Source organism: Amycolatopsis sp. NPDC058986, from assembly GCF_042741125.1.
Lineage (GTDB): Bacteria > Actinomycetota > Actinomycetes > Mycobacteriales > Pseudonocardiaceae > Amycolatopsis.
In genome coordinates, this window is the sequence record NZ_JBHYJW010000052.1 from 29,972 (window position 1) to 48,533 (window position 18,562).

The following is an 18,562-nucleotide window of genomic DNA, read 5'->3' on the forward strand; positions in this document are numbered from 1 at the left end:
CACCCGAACCAGGACGCCCCGACTTCACAAAATCCCGCCTATTCCCCGGCGCATCCGGCATCTTCTCCACCACCCCAGCCACCCACTGACCCGAATCCCCCTCACCCGAACCAGGACGCCCCGACTTCACAAAATCCCGCCTATTCCCCGGCGCATCCGGCATCTTCTCCACCACCCCAGCCACCCACTGACCCGAACCCCCCGAACCCGAGTTCGAGCCCTGACCAGAGTCGTCACCGAAACCGGCTTCCTCGCCGCTCGTCAGGAAATTGTAGGTAGCCTGATTCGAGTCGTCCCGGGCGTTGCTGTAGGTCTTGCGGTTGATGTTGAGCCCGTCGGAAACGAATCCGAGACTCTGCTGCACCCCGCCGATGCCTTCGTGGTAATCGCCCATGCTGTCGTTGAAGTTCTGCCGGAACTGTACGCCGCCGTCGTCGCCGCCGAAGCTGCCCGAGTAGGCGTCCACAATGTTCTGGACATCGCTCTGCAGCCCCAGCAGCCGGGCTCGCACCGCGTCGTAGCCCTCGCCGCTCCTGCCCAGACCCTCGGGATCAACCCAGAACTGGTTCACCGCAACTCCTTTCGCCTACAAAGACAATTCCGCGAGACAGACCACAGTTCGCGTACCCGGAAACCCGGCGTTGTTCAGGACTGCCGGCTCCAGCGTTCCCGCAGTACCTCAGGAAGCCGGGTGTCATCCGGGATCACGGCGCTGATGTCGACCTTGCCGGTCATCATGGCCTTCACGTCCGTGCCCGCGGGCATCAGTGGCTGGATGAGTTCCGCGGCCCGGTCGGACGCCTTGTCCCGGGCGTCGTTGACGGTGCGGAGCACCAGATCGGACAGCTCGTTCTTCGTCATCCGACGATACGAGCTGGACAGGAAGTCCACCTTGGTCACCTCGCCTGCCCTGCCCACGGTGACCTGGAGCTCACCCCGAGGCGAGACCGCCGTCCCCGAGATCTCGGCCACCCGCTCCTTCATCTGCACGATGCGCTCCATCTGGCGCTCGTACTCCTGCTTCAGCATCTCCAGCCGAGTCCGGTCCACTTCAGGCATGGCAACCTCCAAATTTCCTCACCCACCAGTAAATGGCAGGGAACGGCCGAAATCCCAGAAGGGCCGGCCAACACGGGAAATCTGGGTACGGGTTGTATCCGAACTCCCGCGCTCAGCGCACCGAAGCCAGCCCGCCGGCCGTGGGCTCGGCGAAGCGCAGCCCGGTGAGGTCCGCGGCGGTGAGCGTCCGGGATGCCGCCATCCGGCCGAGCCGGTCGGCCAGCCGGTGCACCCCGTACGCGGTCCGCTCTCCGGACTGCTCGATGTGCGCGTACAGTGCCGTGGCCACGTCGTCGGGCACCTCGTGGCCACGGGCACGCAGATACCGGACGGCAATCGCCGCCAGGTTCCCGGTGGAGTACTCGCCGAATTCCCACCCCTGGCCGAAGTACTCCCGTAGCTGCGGAGCGTGCCCGAACAACCGACGAACGCCGTCCGGGGTACCGGTGATCAGTACGACCGGGTCACCCGTGTGGTTCCGCAGCGCGGCGAGCAAAGCCTCGGCCTCTTCCGGCTGGAGGTCCCCATCGGCGCCGGCGTCCAAAAGAAGCAGCCCGCCCTGCGCGTCCTGGAAGGCCCCTCGCAGCAGGCTTTCCGCCTGTCCGGGCCAGTGCGGCCGTAGCTCGTCGGCGAACGACGCGCGGACCAGCTGGCCGCTGTCGGCCAGCCCGAGTTCGGCGAGCCCCTGTGCGTAAAGGCGGGCGAGCTCCCGCCGCCCGCTACCTTCCGGACCGGTCAGTACCGCGTTGCCGTAGTGGCCGATGGCCCGCCGCTGGTTCTTCCGCTCGCACAACGACACCAGTGTGGACGCGGCGGACTCGCGAGGGCCGTCGACGCCGACCAACGCGGACATCCGCCGCCAGGCCCGGCTGGCCCGCACCGCCGCGGCCGGATCGGTGTCCGGGGTCGGCGTCGCGGACGCCTCGACCGGCAGCTGTTCCAGCAGTTCGGTCTGCGGGAGGACGTCGGCCGCGGTCAGCCTGCTGAGATCGACATCCCGCTCCGGCGGGTTGAGCGCCAGTCGCGACGCCTGGGTGTTGATCATCGCCTCGAACAGCTTGCGGGCGACGCGGCCGTTCCCGAAGGTCTCTCCCTTCGGGATCCGGACGAAGTAGTCGACCAGCGCGTCGACCGCGTCGTCGGTCAGCTCGTAGTAGTGCTTGCGGCACAGGTTCGTGGTGATGGTGACCAGTTCCTCCACGCTGTAGTTGGGGAACTCGACGGTCCGGGTGAAGCGGGAGGCCAGACCGGGGTTGGACTGGAGGAACCTCTCCATCAGCTCGGAGTAGCCCGCGACGATCACCACCAGCTCGTCGCGATGGTCCTCCATCATCTTCATCAACGCGTCCACGGCCTCCTGGCCGAAGTCCGGTCCGGCGCCGCCGGTGGCCGCCGTCAGCGTGTAGGCCTCGTCGATGAACAGCACCCCGCCGATGGCCTTGGTCACCAGCTCGGTGGTCTTGATGGCGGTGGAACCGATGTACTGACCGACCAGATCCGCCCTGGCCGCTTCGATCATGTGACCGCTGGAGAGAATGCCGAGTTCGCCCAGCACAGCACCGTAGAGCCGCGCCACCGTCGTCTTACCGGTGCCGGGCGGACCGGCGAACACGAGGTGCCGGCTCATCGGCGGCATCGGCAGCCCCTTCTGCTGCCGCACCTGCGACATCCGGATCAGGTTGATCAGCCCCCGGACCTCCTGCTTGACCCCTTCCAGCCCGATCAGCGTGTCCAGCTCGGCCAGCGGCCCGTCCGGCACGACGCTGCCGGCGTCGGTCAGGGGCTGCTGCCCCAGTGCCGCGGCACCGGGCTCCGGTGGCCTGGTGCTCTCCGCCTGCCGGGTGCCGTTCGGCGACCGCCCCAGGTCCAGCGAGCCCATAGGGTCCGCCGTCGAGCGCGGCGCCTCGTCGGTCACCAGATCCTCGATCGTGGCCTGGTCCTGCGGTGGACGTTGCACCGGAACACCGCCGCTGTTACGGATCACGCACCGGGCCAGCCGCACCGGCTCGGTCGTTTCCAGGTGCGCGCCGTTGACCGTGCTGTCCAGCACCTCGCATTCGGTGAGCTCGGCACGCGCTCCGCTCAGCAGCCGGACGCCGTGCCGGTGCGCACCACGCACCCGGCAGCGGCTCGCGGTGAGGATTCCGCCACGAGCGACCCGGATGCCGTCCGCGGCCGCCCCGGAGATTTCGCTGTCGGTGATCAGCACCCGGCCGGCGCCGACATCCAGACCGCCCCCCTGCAACACGGCCGAATTCAGCTCTGCACGGCCCGCGTCGATCACCGACAGCGCCATCTCGCTCCTCGTGCTGAGGCGCGTGTCGTTCACCACCACCTGCGCGGACTCGGTGAGCTCGATCGCCGCGGCGTCGCCGATCTCGATCGACGATCCGTCGAACTGCGTGGTGCCACCGCTGATCCGCATACCCGAGCCCGAGTCGGTCGCGGCCCGCAAGCGGGTGAAGCGCGTGGTCCCCGTGGTGGCGATCGTCGCGAGCACCTGCATCGAGCCGCGCATCGTCACGTTGTCGAACCGCGGGGAAGCCTCGGCGTCCACGATGAACCCGACCGGGGAATCCTCGATGACGCAGTCGACCAGCGTGGGCGTGGCCTGCCCGGTCACCTGCACGCTGCACCGGGTGGCGCCGGTGAAGGTGCAGCCGCGCAGCTCCGGCCGGGCCGTGCCCGCGATGTGCGCGGCCTGCGCCGCCGCGCCGGTGAACGTGGAGTCCGCGATGCTGACCGACGCGCCGCCCGCCAGGTAGATGTCGACGTTCTTGCCTTCGCGCACGTCCAGCTGACTGACCTGGAGGCTGCCCTGCTGGTCCACCACGATCGCGGGCTTGGCCGCGGCGATGACGGCTCCCTGCTCGATCACACAGCGGCCCCGGCCGTTCACACAGATGCCGTTGCCACCCGGCCGGCGCACCTCCACCCGGCGCAACGTCAGCGACCCGGTCTCGCTGACCACCGCGGCCGAGGAAGCCACATCGGACAGAATCGTGTCCTCGACCGTGCTGGGCGCGGAGGAGGTGACGACGATGCCTGCGCCCGCGCCGCTGGTCACCTCGCAGCCACGGGTCGCCAGCGAACCGGTGCCCCTGGCCAGCAGCGCCGCCCAGGAGGAGCCGCTGATCCGGCAGCTGTCGAGAGCGACCTCACCGCGCAGCACGTCCACCACCGCGCACTCGCCGTCGTCGCCGGAAATGTTCAGGCCCCGGAGCTGAACACCGTCGGCGTCGACGACCAGCGCGCTGCCCTTGGCCGCGTACACCTCGACCGTGCCGTCGGTGTCGGCGGCGATGCTGACCGTCCGGTCGACGACGAGGTTCTCCTCGTACCTGCCCGGCCGGACGCTGATCATCGCGCCATCACGGGCCACGGCCAGCGCGGCGCCGATCGAGGGATAGCCCCCTTGCCGATCCGCGCCCACCGTCAGCAGTTCACGATTCATCGCCCGTCACCTTCCAGTCGCCCTTTCCCCGGATTCCCCGAGGGCCACGGCGGTTCGCCACCACGTTCACACCAGCCCGGGCAGTGCGCCGAACCGGCCTCGTGCCGCTTCCCCCACCACACCACGCGGTTGTGCCGTCGCCCAGCGGTCCGTGCACCGCTGGAGCGACGTGATCGCCAGTTCGTCCAGCGCCTGCCGCGCGTCCACCCGGCCACTTTCGTCCACTTCGGACACGGCCAGTTCGCGAAGCAGGATCCGGCCCCGTGTCCCGTCGGACCCCGGCTCCGTGATCTCCAGGACCTTGAAGCGGGTTCCCGGCACGAACACCACCCGGTTGTCGACCTCGTCCTCGCCGGCGGGCTCGATCAGCTTCGTCCGGCGCGCGGTCAGCGACCACAGCAGCACATCGACCGCACCGCGCTGGTCCGCACTGGGTTCGGTGAGCGTGTGGACGAAACTCCAGTCGGTGATCAGCCGGCGGCGCCGCAGAAGCTCCCACTCCGCGGGAGTGGGAGACGCGGCGAAGATCGTCGCACCGCGATGCGAGGGAAGCCGCGTCAAGCCGGCGACCACGCACCGGGCGAAGGGCACATGCGGGCCGTTGTCCGCCGTCCGCAGCGCCTGATCGATCGATTCGCCCTGGCGCGAAAGGTAAAGCCGCACTGCCACGATGTCGGTCAGCACGTCGGCCGGCGTACTACCGCTCGTGGTCTGGAAACCGGGATGCTCGGAGAGGATCCGGGAGACCGAGTGCGCCATCGCGTCGAATTCCCGGCTCAACGTCCGGCGCAGCCAGCCCCGCTCCTCGACGAGATCGTGCCCCGAAACCAGCGCCGACGCCGTCGGCTGCGGAGTGGGCTGGAAACGAGGGGCCACCGGGGTTTCCGCGGGAGGCGCGGGAGGCTCGGCCTTCTCCACGGGCGCCTCGGGAGCCGGCTCCGGAGCCGCCGGGGCCAGTCGGTCCGCGATGGAGCCGAATGTGCCCGAGCCCGGCGACTCCGATCCGGCGACCGGCTCCCGCACGCCGGCCGCCACCGGCTCGTCGAGGACGGGGAGTGCCACGGCCAGCGGCGGGGCCTCGATGAACGAGGCCGCCACCGGTGCGGGAGCGTCCACCTTCGCCACGACCTCGGCCGGTACGTGCGGGACGACCGGCTCGGCCGACACGGTCAGCCGCGGAACGGCGGGCACCGAAGGCAGCTGCACGGTGCCCGCGGCCGCTTGCGCCGGCTCGGCACGCAGTTCTCCGCCGGCCAGACCGGCGACGCGGACAGCTTCCCGGCCCAGCTCCGAAACCGGCATCAGCCGTGCGCGGGCGCGGGTCGCCGGGTCCAGGCGGGCCAGCACGTCCCTGGCGAGCATCTCCATGCGCTGCGCCCGGTCCTCGTCACCGGCGTCGAAGGCGAGCACGCCGGCCTCGGCGTCCCACACTCGCGCACGCACAGCCTCGGGATTCTGCGCGTCCCTGGGTGGCCGCACCCACAAGCCCGACTGCACGACCTCGATCACCGAGTCCGGGGTGTACCAGTAAACCGCCGGCGAGATCTGTTCCAATCCGGCGCCGGCGACCGGGGAGCGGTGCGCCAGCATCCGGGGAGTTCCGGTGAAGGCGGGATCGGTCCGCGGCAGGTACCCGAGTTCGCTGGCGAACGGCCGCCAGCCCATTCCGCCGTCCGCGGCGAGGGTGTAGACCTCCGGCGCGTCGGGTGAACCCACCGGTATGCCGGTGTAGCAGATCACCCCGGTACCGAGCAGATCCGCGAGCGCCTGCCCGAGTGTCTCCCCGGCGGGCACCCGGACCGGCCCGTACTGCACGAACCGCAACCGCTCGCGAAGGCCGCTGTCGAGCCAGCGCCAGAAGCGGCTGACGTCGTCCAGGGACACCGGCGGCGTGCCAGGGCAGCCGAGCACCACGGTGAGCACCTCCGGCTGGCACGGCACCCCGCGGACCAGCCGCGACCAATGCCCGCCGGTGGCGGAATCGCGAGCCGCCGGGTGGATCCACACCCCGCCCGGAATCGGATCGGCGACGCAGAGCGAGCTGGTCGGCCACGGATCGATCGCACCGGAATCCCATGACGGCCGGGGAAACCGCTTCGCCTCCCACTCGGGAGCGTGCCCGGGCCGGAATCGCACCCACCCGCTGCCCTTGCCGGAATGCACGAACAACGTGCCTCCCGTGCCGGGGAAGACCGCACCGTCCGGTGCCACCACGGTGCGCCCCAGCCGTTCCGACAGCCACTGGCCGGTGAGGGCGACCGTCTCGCGCGAGCGGCCCCCCATGATCACCCGCACCCCACGCCGCCGCCGGGGCAGCAGGTCGGCTATCGAGTTCCAGGCGGAGACCGGAACGCCGCCCGGCAGGTCGAGGACGACCATCTCGTGCTCGGCATCGGGGGCCACCGACAGCGCCAGCGCCTTCGCTTCGTCGGTTATCCGGTCTTCGGGATAGACCACGAGCGCGTTGCCCACGGTGTGGCTGGCCAGTGCGATCCCCGGCGCACGGAGACGGCGCCGGGAAAGCGGTGAGCGTCGGGACATCGGTTGGTCACCCCTTCTGAAAGCCGGTTCGATCAGCGACCTTTGCCGCCTGCCGGATGGGACTCGACGTGCCACGGCCCGGCTTCACCGAACCGGCTTCGCCACCCGGAATCCCGGTACCGGGCCGGACGCGGTGCCGAGCGCGCCGAGACCCGGCTCCGGCCGGAACCGGTCCCCCTCCTCGGACCTCGGCGGCAGAACTGATCACTTCGGCACCCCCATGGTGGCCGCGCTCAGCACCGGACCGCCCGGGACGCCGGCAAGCTCTTCGACCGGCATCGGCCGGACCGGGACGCCGACGTAATCCAGGGCTTTCATGGAGTTGTCGTCCGGCAGCAGGTACTTCTTGCCGTCGGTGAGGAGGTAGCGATCCGGCACCTTGCGCCCGGCGGGGAGCGGCACCGCGCCGACGAGCACCCCGGTGCCGGGTCGCGTGTGGACACCGGGTCCGGCGGCGGCGCCGGGGCCGCCGATGACCACCGCGCTGGTGACCTTGTCGCCGACCGGAACCTGCCGCAGGCAGAGCGCGCCGGCACCGCTGTCCAGCCACTTCGCGTTGCCCACATCGGGCAGCCGCTTGGTGAGCGACTGGTCGGCCGAGCGCGGGGCCGACGCGAGCGCCGCCGCGTCGATGCGCACCGGGTCCGCCGAGCCGACGGCGCCGAGCAGCATGAACTCGGTGGTGTTCACCGGTGCCAAACCGTCGTGCTGCAGCACGAAACGCTGCACCTCGCCGTTGACGGGATGCTGTTCGAACAGCTGTCCCACCTTGTACGAGGTGCCGCCGACGGTGGCGCCCGAGCCACCCGCACCGGTGATGCCCGCGGGTGCGAGCACCGGCCCGTCGGGCAGCGCGTCGAGCCACAGCTGCGGCGCGGAGATCGGCCGGACCGCGGCCATGCCGAGCGCGACGGCCACGATCGGCGAGCCGACCTGCAGCTTGGTTCCATGCCAGAGCACGTACTGCGTCCCCGCCGGGGACTGCACCAGCAGATAGCGGTCCGGGGGCAGCGGCACGTTCGCCACGCGCGGATCGAAGTTCAGGCTCAGCTGCTGCGGGGTGACCGCGTCACCGCTGTCCCGGTCCGGCAGGCAGGCCAGCCAGCCGGCACCGGCCAGATCTCCCGGGGCGGGCAGCACCTGCGGCGCGTCCGGAATGCCGACCGGTGCTCCGCGCGGCGCGTCCCGCAGCGACTCCCGGGACACCAGGTCGATCTTGGCGCCCGGCCCCTGCAGCAGTTTCGCCGAGGCGTAGTTCAGCGTCGGGTGGAGCACGCCGCCGAGATTCACGTACCGGGTGCCGGTCTCCTTCTCGACGACGATCGTGCCCTTCGCCTGCCACGACGTGTTGCCACCCGGCACCAGCAGGCCGAAAACCCCGAAACCGATGCCGATCAGCACCGCAAGCGCCACCCCGATGTTCACGCCGACCGCGGCGCGCCGGGCGGGGACCTCGGCGCTGGCGGCGTCGCTGAGCAGGAGCGCGGAGCTCATCCGGCCCATCATGAACTGATAGGCGTGCACATGGTCTCGCTGCGTCTGCATGGTCCGCCCTCACCCGGCCAATCCGCGTGCCCAGGCGTAGACGCCGAGCAACTGGAGCAGCAGCGGGAGCGCCGCGAGCCCGGTGACGGTGTCGAAGATGTTGGCCAGGTGCCCCCAGATCGGCAGCAGACGCCGGTTGACCGGCCGCAGTGCGCCCTGCACCACCGCGAACAGCGCCAGGAGCACGCCAACGAGGAGCACGGTCCGCCACTCCGGCGGGAATCGCTGCGCGTGGAAGAGCACCACCAAGCCCAGCCCCACGGTTCCCGCGGTGACCAGCGAAATCCGTTGCCAGACACCGACGAAACTACGCGAGCGCAGCAGCAGGCCGGCGGCGAGCAGGCTGACCATCGTCCAGCCGATCCAGCCCGGCTCGGCAAGGATGAACGGGTACGAGCCGACCGAAACCGCGGCCGCGGAGACCATCGCGACGCTGATGTAGCGGTCCGCGGTGGCCGTCCTGGCCGAGACCTCGTCGGCCGGGGCCGGATCGATGTCCTGCTGAAGGTCCGCGGCGTTGCGCGGCAACTGCGGCCCCCGCAGGAAAGCGGCCCGGATGGCCACCTTCGGCACGAAGATCACCACGCCGAGGAACAGGGTGGCCAGCACGCCCGCGACGCGGCCAGGAGTCAGGTCGAAGCCCGAGCCCAGCCATACACCGACGATCAGTGCCAGCGCGACGAGAAAGACGGTCACGAACGGTGCGAAGGGAATGTCGTCGGCGACGAAACGCCGCAGTATCAGCAGGACCGCGGCCGACACCGCGGTGGCGCCGCCGGCCACCACGATTCCCTGCGGCGTCAACGCGGCCATATCGGCCGCCCCGTCGGCGGTGATCAACCCGGCGAGGCCGACGAAAACACAGCCCGCCAAGCCTGCCAAGCGGGTCAGCATCAGGTCGGCGAGCTTCTTGGCGACCACCGCGGCACCGGCGATGAACACCACGCCCAGCCCGAGGGCGAACCCGGCATGCAGCCCGGTCGGCCCGTCGCCGAGCAGGGCCAGCGCGATGACGAGGGCGACCACCCCGGACAGGACGCGGAACAGGACGGCGTTGTACTCCGGCTTCCAGCGGTCGCCGCGCTGCGCGACCGAGGTCGCGATGCCATCGGCCAGATCGTCGAAATCCAGCTCCGGCAACGGATCGGCGGCCGGCCGCAGGTAGAGTTGCTCGCCCTCGAGCCAGTCCAGGGTTTCCGGGGTGCCGTCCGGGTCCAGCGGCGTCTCACCGAGCCGCTGCAGGATCCAGGAACCCTGCTCCTCGGCTTCCGGGTTCCTGCGGGTGTGGCTCAGCAGCACCGGAACCAGGTCGGCGACCGTCGTCGACACCGGCACCGCGAGATCGGCCCGGCCGTCGGGCCCGTAAACCGTGATCCGGCACAGCTCACCGGCAATAGCGCTCATGGTATTCCTCAGTCGCGAATGGTCTTTGTGGTTGGTGCCTGCACGACAACGTTCTCGTTCATCACGACACGCTCTGGGCGACGTCGGCGGTGACCAATCCGGTCTGGATGAGCCCGATGCCCCGGCGGGTGACGAGCTGCGCCCGGCCGGGAGGCAACTTGCGTGGCGGCGCCTCGCCGAGGAACTTGCCTTCTTCCTTCGGGTAGGACAGCACCAGGCCGGGAGTGCCGAGCTCCCAGAGCCTGCGCAGTACCGGGTCCATCATCGACCGCATCGCACCGGAGGTGCTGCGGGCGATGATCAGGTGGAGTCCGATGTGCACCCCTTGCGGGATCATCGGCAGCAGCGGCTCCAGCGCCGAGCTGACCCCGCCCCGGCCGAGCAGTTCGTAGTCGTCGACGACGATGAACAGTTCCGGTCCGTCCCACCAGTCACGCTTGCGCAACCGGTCGGAGGTGATGTCCTGGCCCGGCAGGCGCTTGGTCAACGAGCCGACCGCCTGACCGGCCAGCTCGAACATCGTGTCCGGGGTGAACCCGTGCCCCACGCCGTAGCCCTCGGGGATCTCCTGGTCGAGGTCGCGGCGCGTGTCGCCGAGCACGATCTTGGCCTGCTCCGGGGTGTAGCGGTGCCGGATCGCCCGCAACATCAGCCGCAGCAGGTTCGTCTTGCCGGTGGCACCGTCCCCGAAGACCATCAGATGCGGCTGAACACCGAAGTCGTGCCACACCGGCTCCAGCCGTTGCTCGTCGTAGCCGAGGCACACCCGGAAATCCGGCTGGGGCGTGGGCAGGTCCTCCACCGGCAGCTGCCTCGGCAGCATCCGCACCTGTGGTGCCGGGCGGCCCGGCCAGAACGCCCGCACCTCCTCCGCGACCGATTTGGTGGTATCCGCCAGATCGTCCACAGAGGACATACCGTCCAGCCTCGGCAGCGCCGTCAGGAAGTGGAATCCGTCGGTGATGATGCCCCGGCCGGGCTGGGCCGGAACCTTCGCCGCCTTGCGCGAACCGAACTCCGACTCCATCGAGTCGCCGAGCCGCAGTTCGAACTTCGTGCCCAGCAGATCGCGCAGCCACGGCCTGATCTCCGACCACCGGGTACCGCTGAGCACCACGTGGATGCCGAACGACAGACCGCGGGAGGCCAGCTCGCCGATCTTGCCCTCCACCGCGTCGAAGTCCTGTTTGACCGTGAACCAGCCGTCCACCACGAGGAACACGTGGCCGTAGGGGTCCTGGATCTCGCCGCGCTGCCGTGCCCGCAGGTAGGCGGTGATCGATTCGAAACCGTGCTCGGCAAACAGCGCCTCACGACGTTCCAGCAGCTGGTCGAGTTCGGCGATGGTACGCACGACCCGGTCGTGCTCCATCCGGGTCGCCACCGAGCCCACATGCGGCAGCCCGGCCACCGACATCAGCCCGCCGCCGCCGAAATCCAGGCAGTAGAACTGGACTTCCTCCGGGGTGTTGGCCAGTGCGAGCCCCAGGATCAGGGTCCGCAGCAACGTCGACTTGCCGCTCTGCGGTGCACCCGCCACCCCGACGTGCCCGTCCGCACCGGAAAGATCGGCCACCAGCAGATCCCGCCGCTGCTCGTAGGGCCGGTCCACCACCCCGACCGGCACCTGCAGCACACCGGTGGCGGTGATGGTCATGCCGCGCGACGGATCCGGCACCACGGTCGGCAGCAGCGAGTCCAGGCTCGGCGCCTCCGACAGCGGTGGCAGCCAAACCTGCCGCGCCGGCGGTCCGGCACCCACCAGCCGCTCGATGATGACCTCGGACAGCGCGGGCACGTCGTCGCCCACCTCTCGCTCGGCGTGTTCGAGCGGCTCGGCGCCCGGCTCCGGCTCGATCTCGTCCGGGGTGACCACGTACTTGCTCGGCTGAAGCCGGGTGTGGAACGGGACGACGTCGGCGAAGGCCCGGTTCCCCACCGGTGCCGCCGGACCGCCCTCGCTCGGCGGGCACGGCCCGGAGACGTAGGCGCCCTTGAACCGGACCAGCGTGGTGGTGTCGATCTTCAGATAGCCGTTACCCGGCTCGGACGGCAGCTCATAGGCATGGGTGGCACCGATCACCGCCCTGGACTCCATCGAGGAGAAGGTGCGCAACGCGATCCGGTAGGACAGGTGCCCCTCGACCCGGTGGATCCGGCCCTCCTCCAGACGCTGCGAGGCCAGCAGCAGATGCACCCCGAGGCTGCGGCCGAGCCTGCCGATGGAGACGAACAGGTCCATGAACTCCGGCTTGCTGCTCAGCAACTCGCTGAACTCGTCGACCACGATCAGCAGGCTCGGGAACGGCACCAGCTGGGCCCCGCCGCCACGGGCCTTCTCGTACTCGAACGCCGAGGAGTACCCGCTCTCCCGCAGCAATTCCTGCCGGCGCACCATCTCGCCGTTGAGCGCGTCCTGCATCCGGTCCACCAGCGGCAGTTCATCGGCCAGGTTGGTGATCATCGCCGAGGTGTGCGGCAGTTTGTCCATGCCGAGGAACGTCGCGCCGCCCTTGAAGTCGACCAGCACCAGGTTCAGGATCTCCGAGGAATGCGTCGCGGCCAGGCCGGTGACCAGTGTGCGCAGCAGCTCGCTCTTGCCGGACCCGGTGGCGCCGATCAGCATGCCGTGCGGGCCCATGCCGCCCTGAGCGGACTCCTTCAGATCGAGGTCGACGACCTCGCCGCCCTCGCTGACCCCGATCGGCACCTGCAACCGGGCCCGCTGTGCCATCCGGGGACGCCACAGCCCCGGCACGTCGAATGTCCGCGGATCACGGATGCCCAGCAGGCCGGTCAGCTCGAAGTCGCTCTCCAGCGGCTGGTCGACGACGTCGACCGTGCCGCTGGTCCGCTTCGGCGCGAGCAGCCTGGCCAGTGCCTCCGCCTGGACCAGGCTCAGATCGTCGCGCTGCGCGGATCCGGTGTCCTCCCCGGACGGGTACTCCACCGATTCCTCTTCCGCGGTCAGCCGGAGCACTTTCCGGCCTCCTGGCACCTTTCCGGTGAGATCCAGCAGCACCACGTTGCGGATCCCGGCGTCGAGCAGCCGTGAGGTCTCGGGAATCTCCGTCTGGTGCGCCACGATCACGACGAGCGGTTCGATGCTGCCGGGCCGGCTGCCCGGATCGTGGTCCGGGCGCTCGGTGATCTCCGGACCGAGCACGTCCAGCAGTTCCTGGTGATCACCGGCGAAAAGACGCAACGGGCCCGCGATGTCTTCGTCCGTGGGATGGGCGTTGTGCGGCAACCACTTCACCCAGTCCCATTCCGGCTGGCCTGCCTCCCCGGTCAGCACCGCCACCAGCAGCTCGTCCGGCGAGTGGAAGACGACCAGCTGACCGAGGATCGACCGGACCAGCCCCACCGCCGCCTCCGGGGCACCGGCGAACTCCACACTGGTGAAGCTGCGCAGTCGCACCGAAATCGGGATTCCCGACACGGTCCGGTAAGCCTCGCGGAAACGGCGCAACGAGACCGCGGAAAGCGGCTCGAGGTCCTCGATCGGCTTGGTGGACGGAGCGGTGTAGCGGATCGCCGCCGCCTGGGTGCCCAGGCCGATCCGGCAGCGACCGAAGTCGTCGTCGTTCGGCCTGCGCTCCCACAGCCTGGAGCCGTTCGCCATCGACCACAGCCAGGAGGGCTCGGGGTTGGTCCAGGCCACCGAACGACGCTGCTCGTCGGCGGACTCCCTTGCCCTTTCCCGCAACTGCGCGATGTAGCGGAGGAAGTCGCGCCGTTCGGCACGCATCTTGCGCTTGCGTTCCGCGCCGGTCCGGCCGATCTGGCTGAGCCCCATGGCCATCATGCCCACGCCCATGACCCCGCCCATCATGTACATGGTGGGGGAGCCACTGGACATCGCGAACATCATGACCATGCCTGCCGAACCGGCACCCATCGGCAGATACATGGCCGCCGAACGGAAATCCATGGACGCCGGCTCGGCCATCACCGGCGGTTCCTGCAGCTCGACCTCTCCCTCGGGCATCTCCGGCCCGGCAGCCCGAGGGGGCCGCTTCACTGTGACGGTACTCATTGGGGGGCCTCGCTTGACTGGACGATGTGGACTGTTGCGCGGTTCTCTGTCAGCCGATCACTCCGGAAGGCGGGCCGGCCGGTTTGTCGCCCCAGGCCGAGGTATCCCGCACGAGCAGATCCGCGCTGGTCCGCTCCTTCTCTTCCGCCTCCTGATCCGCGTCGGCCCGCTCCGCTTCGAGCCTGGCCCGCTCTTCCTCTTCCTCCATGGCGGCGAGTTCCTCCGGAGTGAGGTTCAGCCCTCCGCAGAGGATCGGTTTCTCCTCCGCCTTGTCATACGTGGTCTGGACCTCGGCCCACTTGGTACGGCGCCAGTTGGCGTCCCCCGCCGGTTCCCACGGCCGGGTGTCGCGCTCGGTGTAATCCGGCCCGGGGCGGTCGCGGTCGCTCTCCTCGGTCCGTCCGGCCACCGGGAACGGGGCCAGCCAGGGCAATCCCCCGCCGGGTACTTCCCAGGCGCTGGTGTCCACGCCGTCGTTCTCCCGCCGGACGACGGGAACCCAGTCCTCCGGCGGTTCCGCCGGCTCCGGCTCCTGGTCCGGCGAAGCGGCCCCGGCCCCCACCCCGGCCCCGGCCGGAGGCCAGTCGGCTGTCTCCTGGATCTCGGTGGCCCGAGGCACCTCCGGTTCGCCGAGGTCGGGCCCTTCGCGCTCCCACGGCGTGTCGGTGGACTCCAGCAGCTCGGAAGCCTTCGGACGCTCGTCCGCCGGCTCCCGGTTCCCGGCCCAGGGCGGCAGTACCGGCAGCGCGCCCATGCCGGGAACCGGGTCTTCGACCGACGGCGACCAGTCCGGCGGACCGGGCACCGCTGACACGATTCCGGGCAAGGGGAGATCCGGACCATCCACAGTGGACGCCGAAGGATCCGGCCCGGCGACGCCGGGCAGGGCTCCCTGGGGTGCCTCGGGTTCACCGAGATCGGCCACCTCGCTCTCCCACGGCTCGGTACCGGCCTTCAGCAACCCAGCAGCATCCGGACGCTCCGCACCCTGACCACCACCACCCGCACCACCAGGCGACATCGGCGGCATCATCGGCATCCCACCAAGACCCTGCTGCGTACCACCAACAGGCACCTGCGGATCACCCACCGACGGCACCCCGTCCTCCCACGGCTCCGAACCCGCCTTCAACAACCCAGCAGCATCCGGACGCTCCGCACCCTGACCACCACCACCCGCACCACCAGGCGACATCGGCGGCATCATCGGCATCCCACCGCCCTTGTTCTGGTCGCCACCCTGCGCGCTCCCGGCGTTCGGCGACCAGTCCTGCGGATTCGAAGCCGGCGGGGGAACCGAACCCGGCGGGGGTACAGAGCCAGGAGGCGGCACCGAACCTGGAGGAGGCACAGAGCCGGGAGGAGGCACCGAACCCGAGCCATTGCCGTTGGCATTGGCCTTCGAACCGCCAGGCGGCGGCACCGAACCAGGCGGCGGCACAGAGCCGGGCGGGGGAACCGAACCCGGAGGAGGCACCGAACCAGGCGGCGGCACGGAACCCGGAGGAGGCACCGAACCAGGCGGCGGCACCGAACCAGGCGGCCCATCGCCATTGGCCTTGGCCTTCACGCCGTCAGGAGGAGGCACCGAACCCGGAGGCGGCACAGAGCCAGGTGGAGGTACAGAGCCAGGTGGAGGCACCGAACCCGGGGGCGGCACATCAGCCGGCCCATTGCCGTTGGCCTTGGCATTCATGCCGTCAGGAGGAGGCACCGAACCCGGCGGGGGAACCGAACCTGGCGGGGGGACCGAACCCGGCGGAGGCACCGAAGCAGGAGGGGGCGACGCGTTGTACTCCGGCACCTTGTAGTCCGGCGGCGAGGGGTAATCGAACTTGGGCGGATCGTAAGGCGGGGGCTGCTTGACGCCGTCACCGCCACCGCCGCCATTGCCGGTGCCCGGCTGGATGGGGTTCGTCTGCTGCACCTTATTTTGCGTGATAACATATTTCGCCGCCAGCTCCCGCATAGCGTTTCGCATCTCGGAGTTCATGGCGTTGACGACCGCCGGATCCTTGTGGATCATCACGTACGAGCCACCGTGGCCATCGTCCATCAGCGGAGCGAAGCCACGGATCCGGGCAACCCTGGCGTAGTAATCGTCGAGATAGTCCGTCTGCCGACGCGCCCACTCCAGCCATTCGCCATTTGAGTACAAGCTGTCAGGAATGGCAGCCGAGGAATTCTTGGGATCACTGATCATATCCGCATTGTTGCGAATATTATTGGCCAGTGTTTGCATTTTCGCGAAGAACGTGTCGGCAGCTTTACCCTTCCACGAACCACCTTCACCGGCCACCGAGGTCGCCTGACCGAGAAGATTCTCGGCAACTCGGTGCAAGGATTGCTCGATATAGGAAAGGCTGTTACCCGCCGTGTACAGGGTCGCCGGATTGACTGCTTCATTGGCACGTGCTATCTGCGCCTCGTCGGAAATGACCACTCCGCCGTGAACGGCAGCCTTGATCTGTTTCCAATCCCAGCTCATGAAATCATTGTCGTTATCGCCGGGCTTCCCATTGAGCTGGACGTAGATGCCATACTTGTCGTCGGGAGGGCCGGACTCGAAGACGTTGCCCGGGTAGCCCTTAGCCGAGCCTTCCGTGATTTTCCCGTCGCCGCCACCACTGTCGCCCATAGTCCCTCACCGCTGCCGATACCGTGCCAATGTGGATCAATACGTCCGAACGCGTTACGAGAATCGGGTGCCGACGGCGGTCGAGCACCATCCACGACGCGCGCTACGAACCCGGCTTCTGCGAGTTCTTGTCGATGTAGCTGAACGAATCGTTCATGATCGTGTTGAGCTTTTCCGCGCCGAGCTTGTTCAGATCCTCGGTGTTGTCGTAGTCGGCGACCAGCTTGCGCACCTCATCCCGGATGTTCCCCAGCTGGACACCCAATTGGGTGACGTAATCGCTCAAGTTGCCCCTGAGCCCCGGGTCCGAATCGCCTTTACCCGTGGTGATCTTCTGCCGCAACTTGTACGCGACGTTGAAACCGCCCGGCCGCACGTCCAGATCATTGGTCTTCGCGCGTAACGGATCGACCAACTCCGATCGAAGCTTATCGATATTGTCGGCGAAGATACTCAGCGCCTGGGTGTTGACCGCGATCCGGTCCTTGCCGTTGAAATGTCCGTCGCCCTCGGCTCCCGGCACCTTGGGCGCCTCGGGAAGATTGACCGGCGGCGCATGGTAATTGCTCCCATCCGGCGGCGGAACACCGTTCTTCGGGGCCGAAATCTTGGGGTCTTTCTTGTCGAACTCCGGGTCTTTCTTGTGTTCGTCGTCCACCTTGACGAACTTGAGCTCGGCATCGAGAGCGGACTTGTAGCTGCCGCTGTACTCGCTTTTACCGCCAAAGCGTTGGCCCGAACTGTACGTGCCGGGGGACTCACCGGACTCTTTCAGGCTCGCGTAGGCATGGACCAGGTCGCGCTCCTCCGGCGTCAGGTAGCCCCGTTCGACGTAGTAGTCGAGCCTGTCCCAGTTGATATCCGTGTCTTTTTTCCACGCGTCGTTGTTGATCCATTCTTGTGACTTGTCAACCACAAGAACCACCTCCAGAGAGCCGGGCCGCCGATGTCGGGGAAAAAGTCAGGGTCAGCGTTTCGGTCACCACTGCGGAACCCACGACCGCGTGCATCGGATCCGGGCGACGGCTCGCCGCCCGGATCCGATGGCGATCAGTGGCTGTCCGCCCAGAGCTTGGCGGACTGGGAGTCGGAGACGCCATAGTTCTGCGCGATGTTCGCCAGCGTCTGCCCGGCGCTGGCGAGATAGACCGGCATCTGCGCGGCCTGCTGGTTCCAGACCGCCTTGGCGTCCCAGTAGGCGGTCTGCGCCGAACCGGTCCAGTCGGCCAGCGTCTTCTCGACGTCGGCCTCCATGTCCGTCAGCGCCTGCTTCACGCGAGCGTTGGCACTCTTCATCTCTTCGAGGGTCATATCCCCGACGTTGAAGTCAAAACTGAAGTCGGACACTGCTGCGGTTCCTTTCGAGTCAGTCGATATCGCAGGGGGGTTTTCAGACGCCCGGCAGGGCCGTGCCGAAGGACTGAGCGGCGCTGACCGCCTCGTCCTCGGCGGCCACGAACTGCTTGGTGTTCACGCCCATGACGTCCATCATGCTGATCAGCTTGTTGATGATCACCTGGAACGACCGCTCCCAGTTGTCCATCGCCTGGTTGAACTGGGTGGACGCCTGGCCACGCCAGCTGGCCTGCAGGCTCGCCATCAGGGAGTTGACCCGCTGCAGTTCCTGGGTGAACTCGCTTGCCTTGTCACCGAAGACCTGCGCGGCATGCTGCATCCCCGGCTGTACTGTCTGAATCTGTGGAATTGATGCCACTTGCTGTGCTCCTCTGCTTTCTTCTCCGGCCCGCGGTTACGCGCCGATCGAGAATCCCGCAGCTGCGGGCCCTTCTTCCAACCGCGACATTTTGTTACGCGGCAGCCGTTTCCGTTCGCCAAGGTCACAAACGCCGGTCATGTTCTCTCCCCTGGCACCGCTCGCCCC

At 68.7% G+C, this 18,562-nt stretch carries 11 protein-coding genes; all 11 read right to left on the reverse strand.

From position 1 onward, the window contains the following. The coding region (locus ACFW0G_RS34390) for a hypothetical protein (RefSeq protein WP_378329647.1) at positions 1-571 on the reverse strand (571 nt) is incomplete at its 3' end. A 74-nt stretch (positions 572-645) separates the two neighbouring features. Beyond that, positions 646-1,059 carry a YbaB/EbfC family nucleoid-associated protein gene (locus ACFW0G_RS34395; RefSeq protein ID WP_378329648.1) on the reverse strand — a complete coding sequence of 138 codons (414 nt, stop codon included), beginning with the start codon at positions 1,057-1,059 and terminating at the stop codon, positions 646-648. 112 nt (positions 1,060-1,171) lie between these two features. Then, complete coding sequence (locus ACFW0G_RS34400; protein WP_378329649.1) at positions 1,172-4,513, reverse strand: right-handed parallel beta-helix repeat-containing protein; 3,342 nt, start codon at positions 4,511-4,513, stop codon at positions 1,172-1,174. Positions 4,514-4,579: 66 nt separating this feature from the next. Then, positions 4,580-7,054 (reverse strand): hypothetical protein, encoded by a 2,475-nt coding sequence (locus tag ACFW0G_RS34405; protein WP_378329650.1) that lies wholly within the window; start codon positions 7,052-7,054, stop codon positions 4,580-4,582. A gap of 204 nt (positions 7,055-7,258) precedes the next feature. Beyond that, positions 7,259-8,599 carry a type VII secretion protein EccB gene (gene eccB / locus ACFW0G_RS34410; protein WP_378329651.1) on the reverse strand — a complete coding sequence of 447 codons (1,341 nt, stop codon included), beginning with the start codon at positions 8,597-8,599 and terminating at the stop codon, positions 7,259-7,261. Between the two features lie 9 nt (positions 8,600-8,608). Then, complete coding sequence (gene eccD / locus ACFW0G_RS34415; protein ID WP_378329652.1) at positions 8,609-10,003, reverse strand: type VII secretion integral membrane protein EccD; 1,395 nt, start codon at positions 10,001-10,003, stop codon at positions 8,609-8,611. Positions 10,004-10,064: 61 nt separating this feature from the next. Continuing rightward, complete coding sequence (gene eccCa, locus ACFW0G_RS34420; RefSeq protein ID WP_378329653.1) at positions 10,065-14,042, reverse strand: type VII secretion protein EccCa; 3,978 nt, start codon at positions 14,040-14,042, stop codon at positions 10,065-10,067. A gap of 49 nt (positions 14,043-14,091) precedes the next feature. Beyond that, positions 14,092-16,680 (reverse strand): WXG100 family type VII secretion target, encoded by a 2,589-nt coding sequence (locus tag ACFW0G_RS34425; RefSeq protein WP_378329654.1) that lies wholly within the window; start codon positions 16,678-16,680, stop codon positions 14,092-14,094. Positions 16,681-16,783: 103 nt separating this feature from the next. Beyond that, the gene (locus tag ACFW0G_RS34430; RefSeq protein WP_378329655.1) at positions 16,784-17,596 is read right to left on the reverse strand and encodes a hypothetical protein; all 813 of its coding nucleotides are present in this window, start codon (positions 17,594-17,596) and stop codon (positions 16,784-16,786) included. Positions 17,597-17,730: 134 nt separating this feature from the next. After that, positions 17,731-18,027, reverse strand: a complete 297-nt coding sequence (locus tag ACFW0G_RS34435) for a WXG100 family type VII secretion target (protein WP_378329656.1) — start codon at positions 18,025-18,027, stop codon at positions 17,731-17,733. 43 nt (positions 18,028-18,070) lie between these two features. Continuing rightward, positions 18,071-18,355 (reverse strand): WXG100 family type VII secretion target, encoded by a 285-nt coding sequence (locus tag ACFW0G_RS34440; protein ID WP_378329657.1) that lies wholly within the window; start codon positions 18,353-18,355, stop codon positions 18,071-18,073. Between the last annotated feature and the right edge of the window lie 207 nt (positions 18,356-18,562).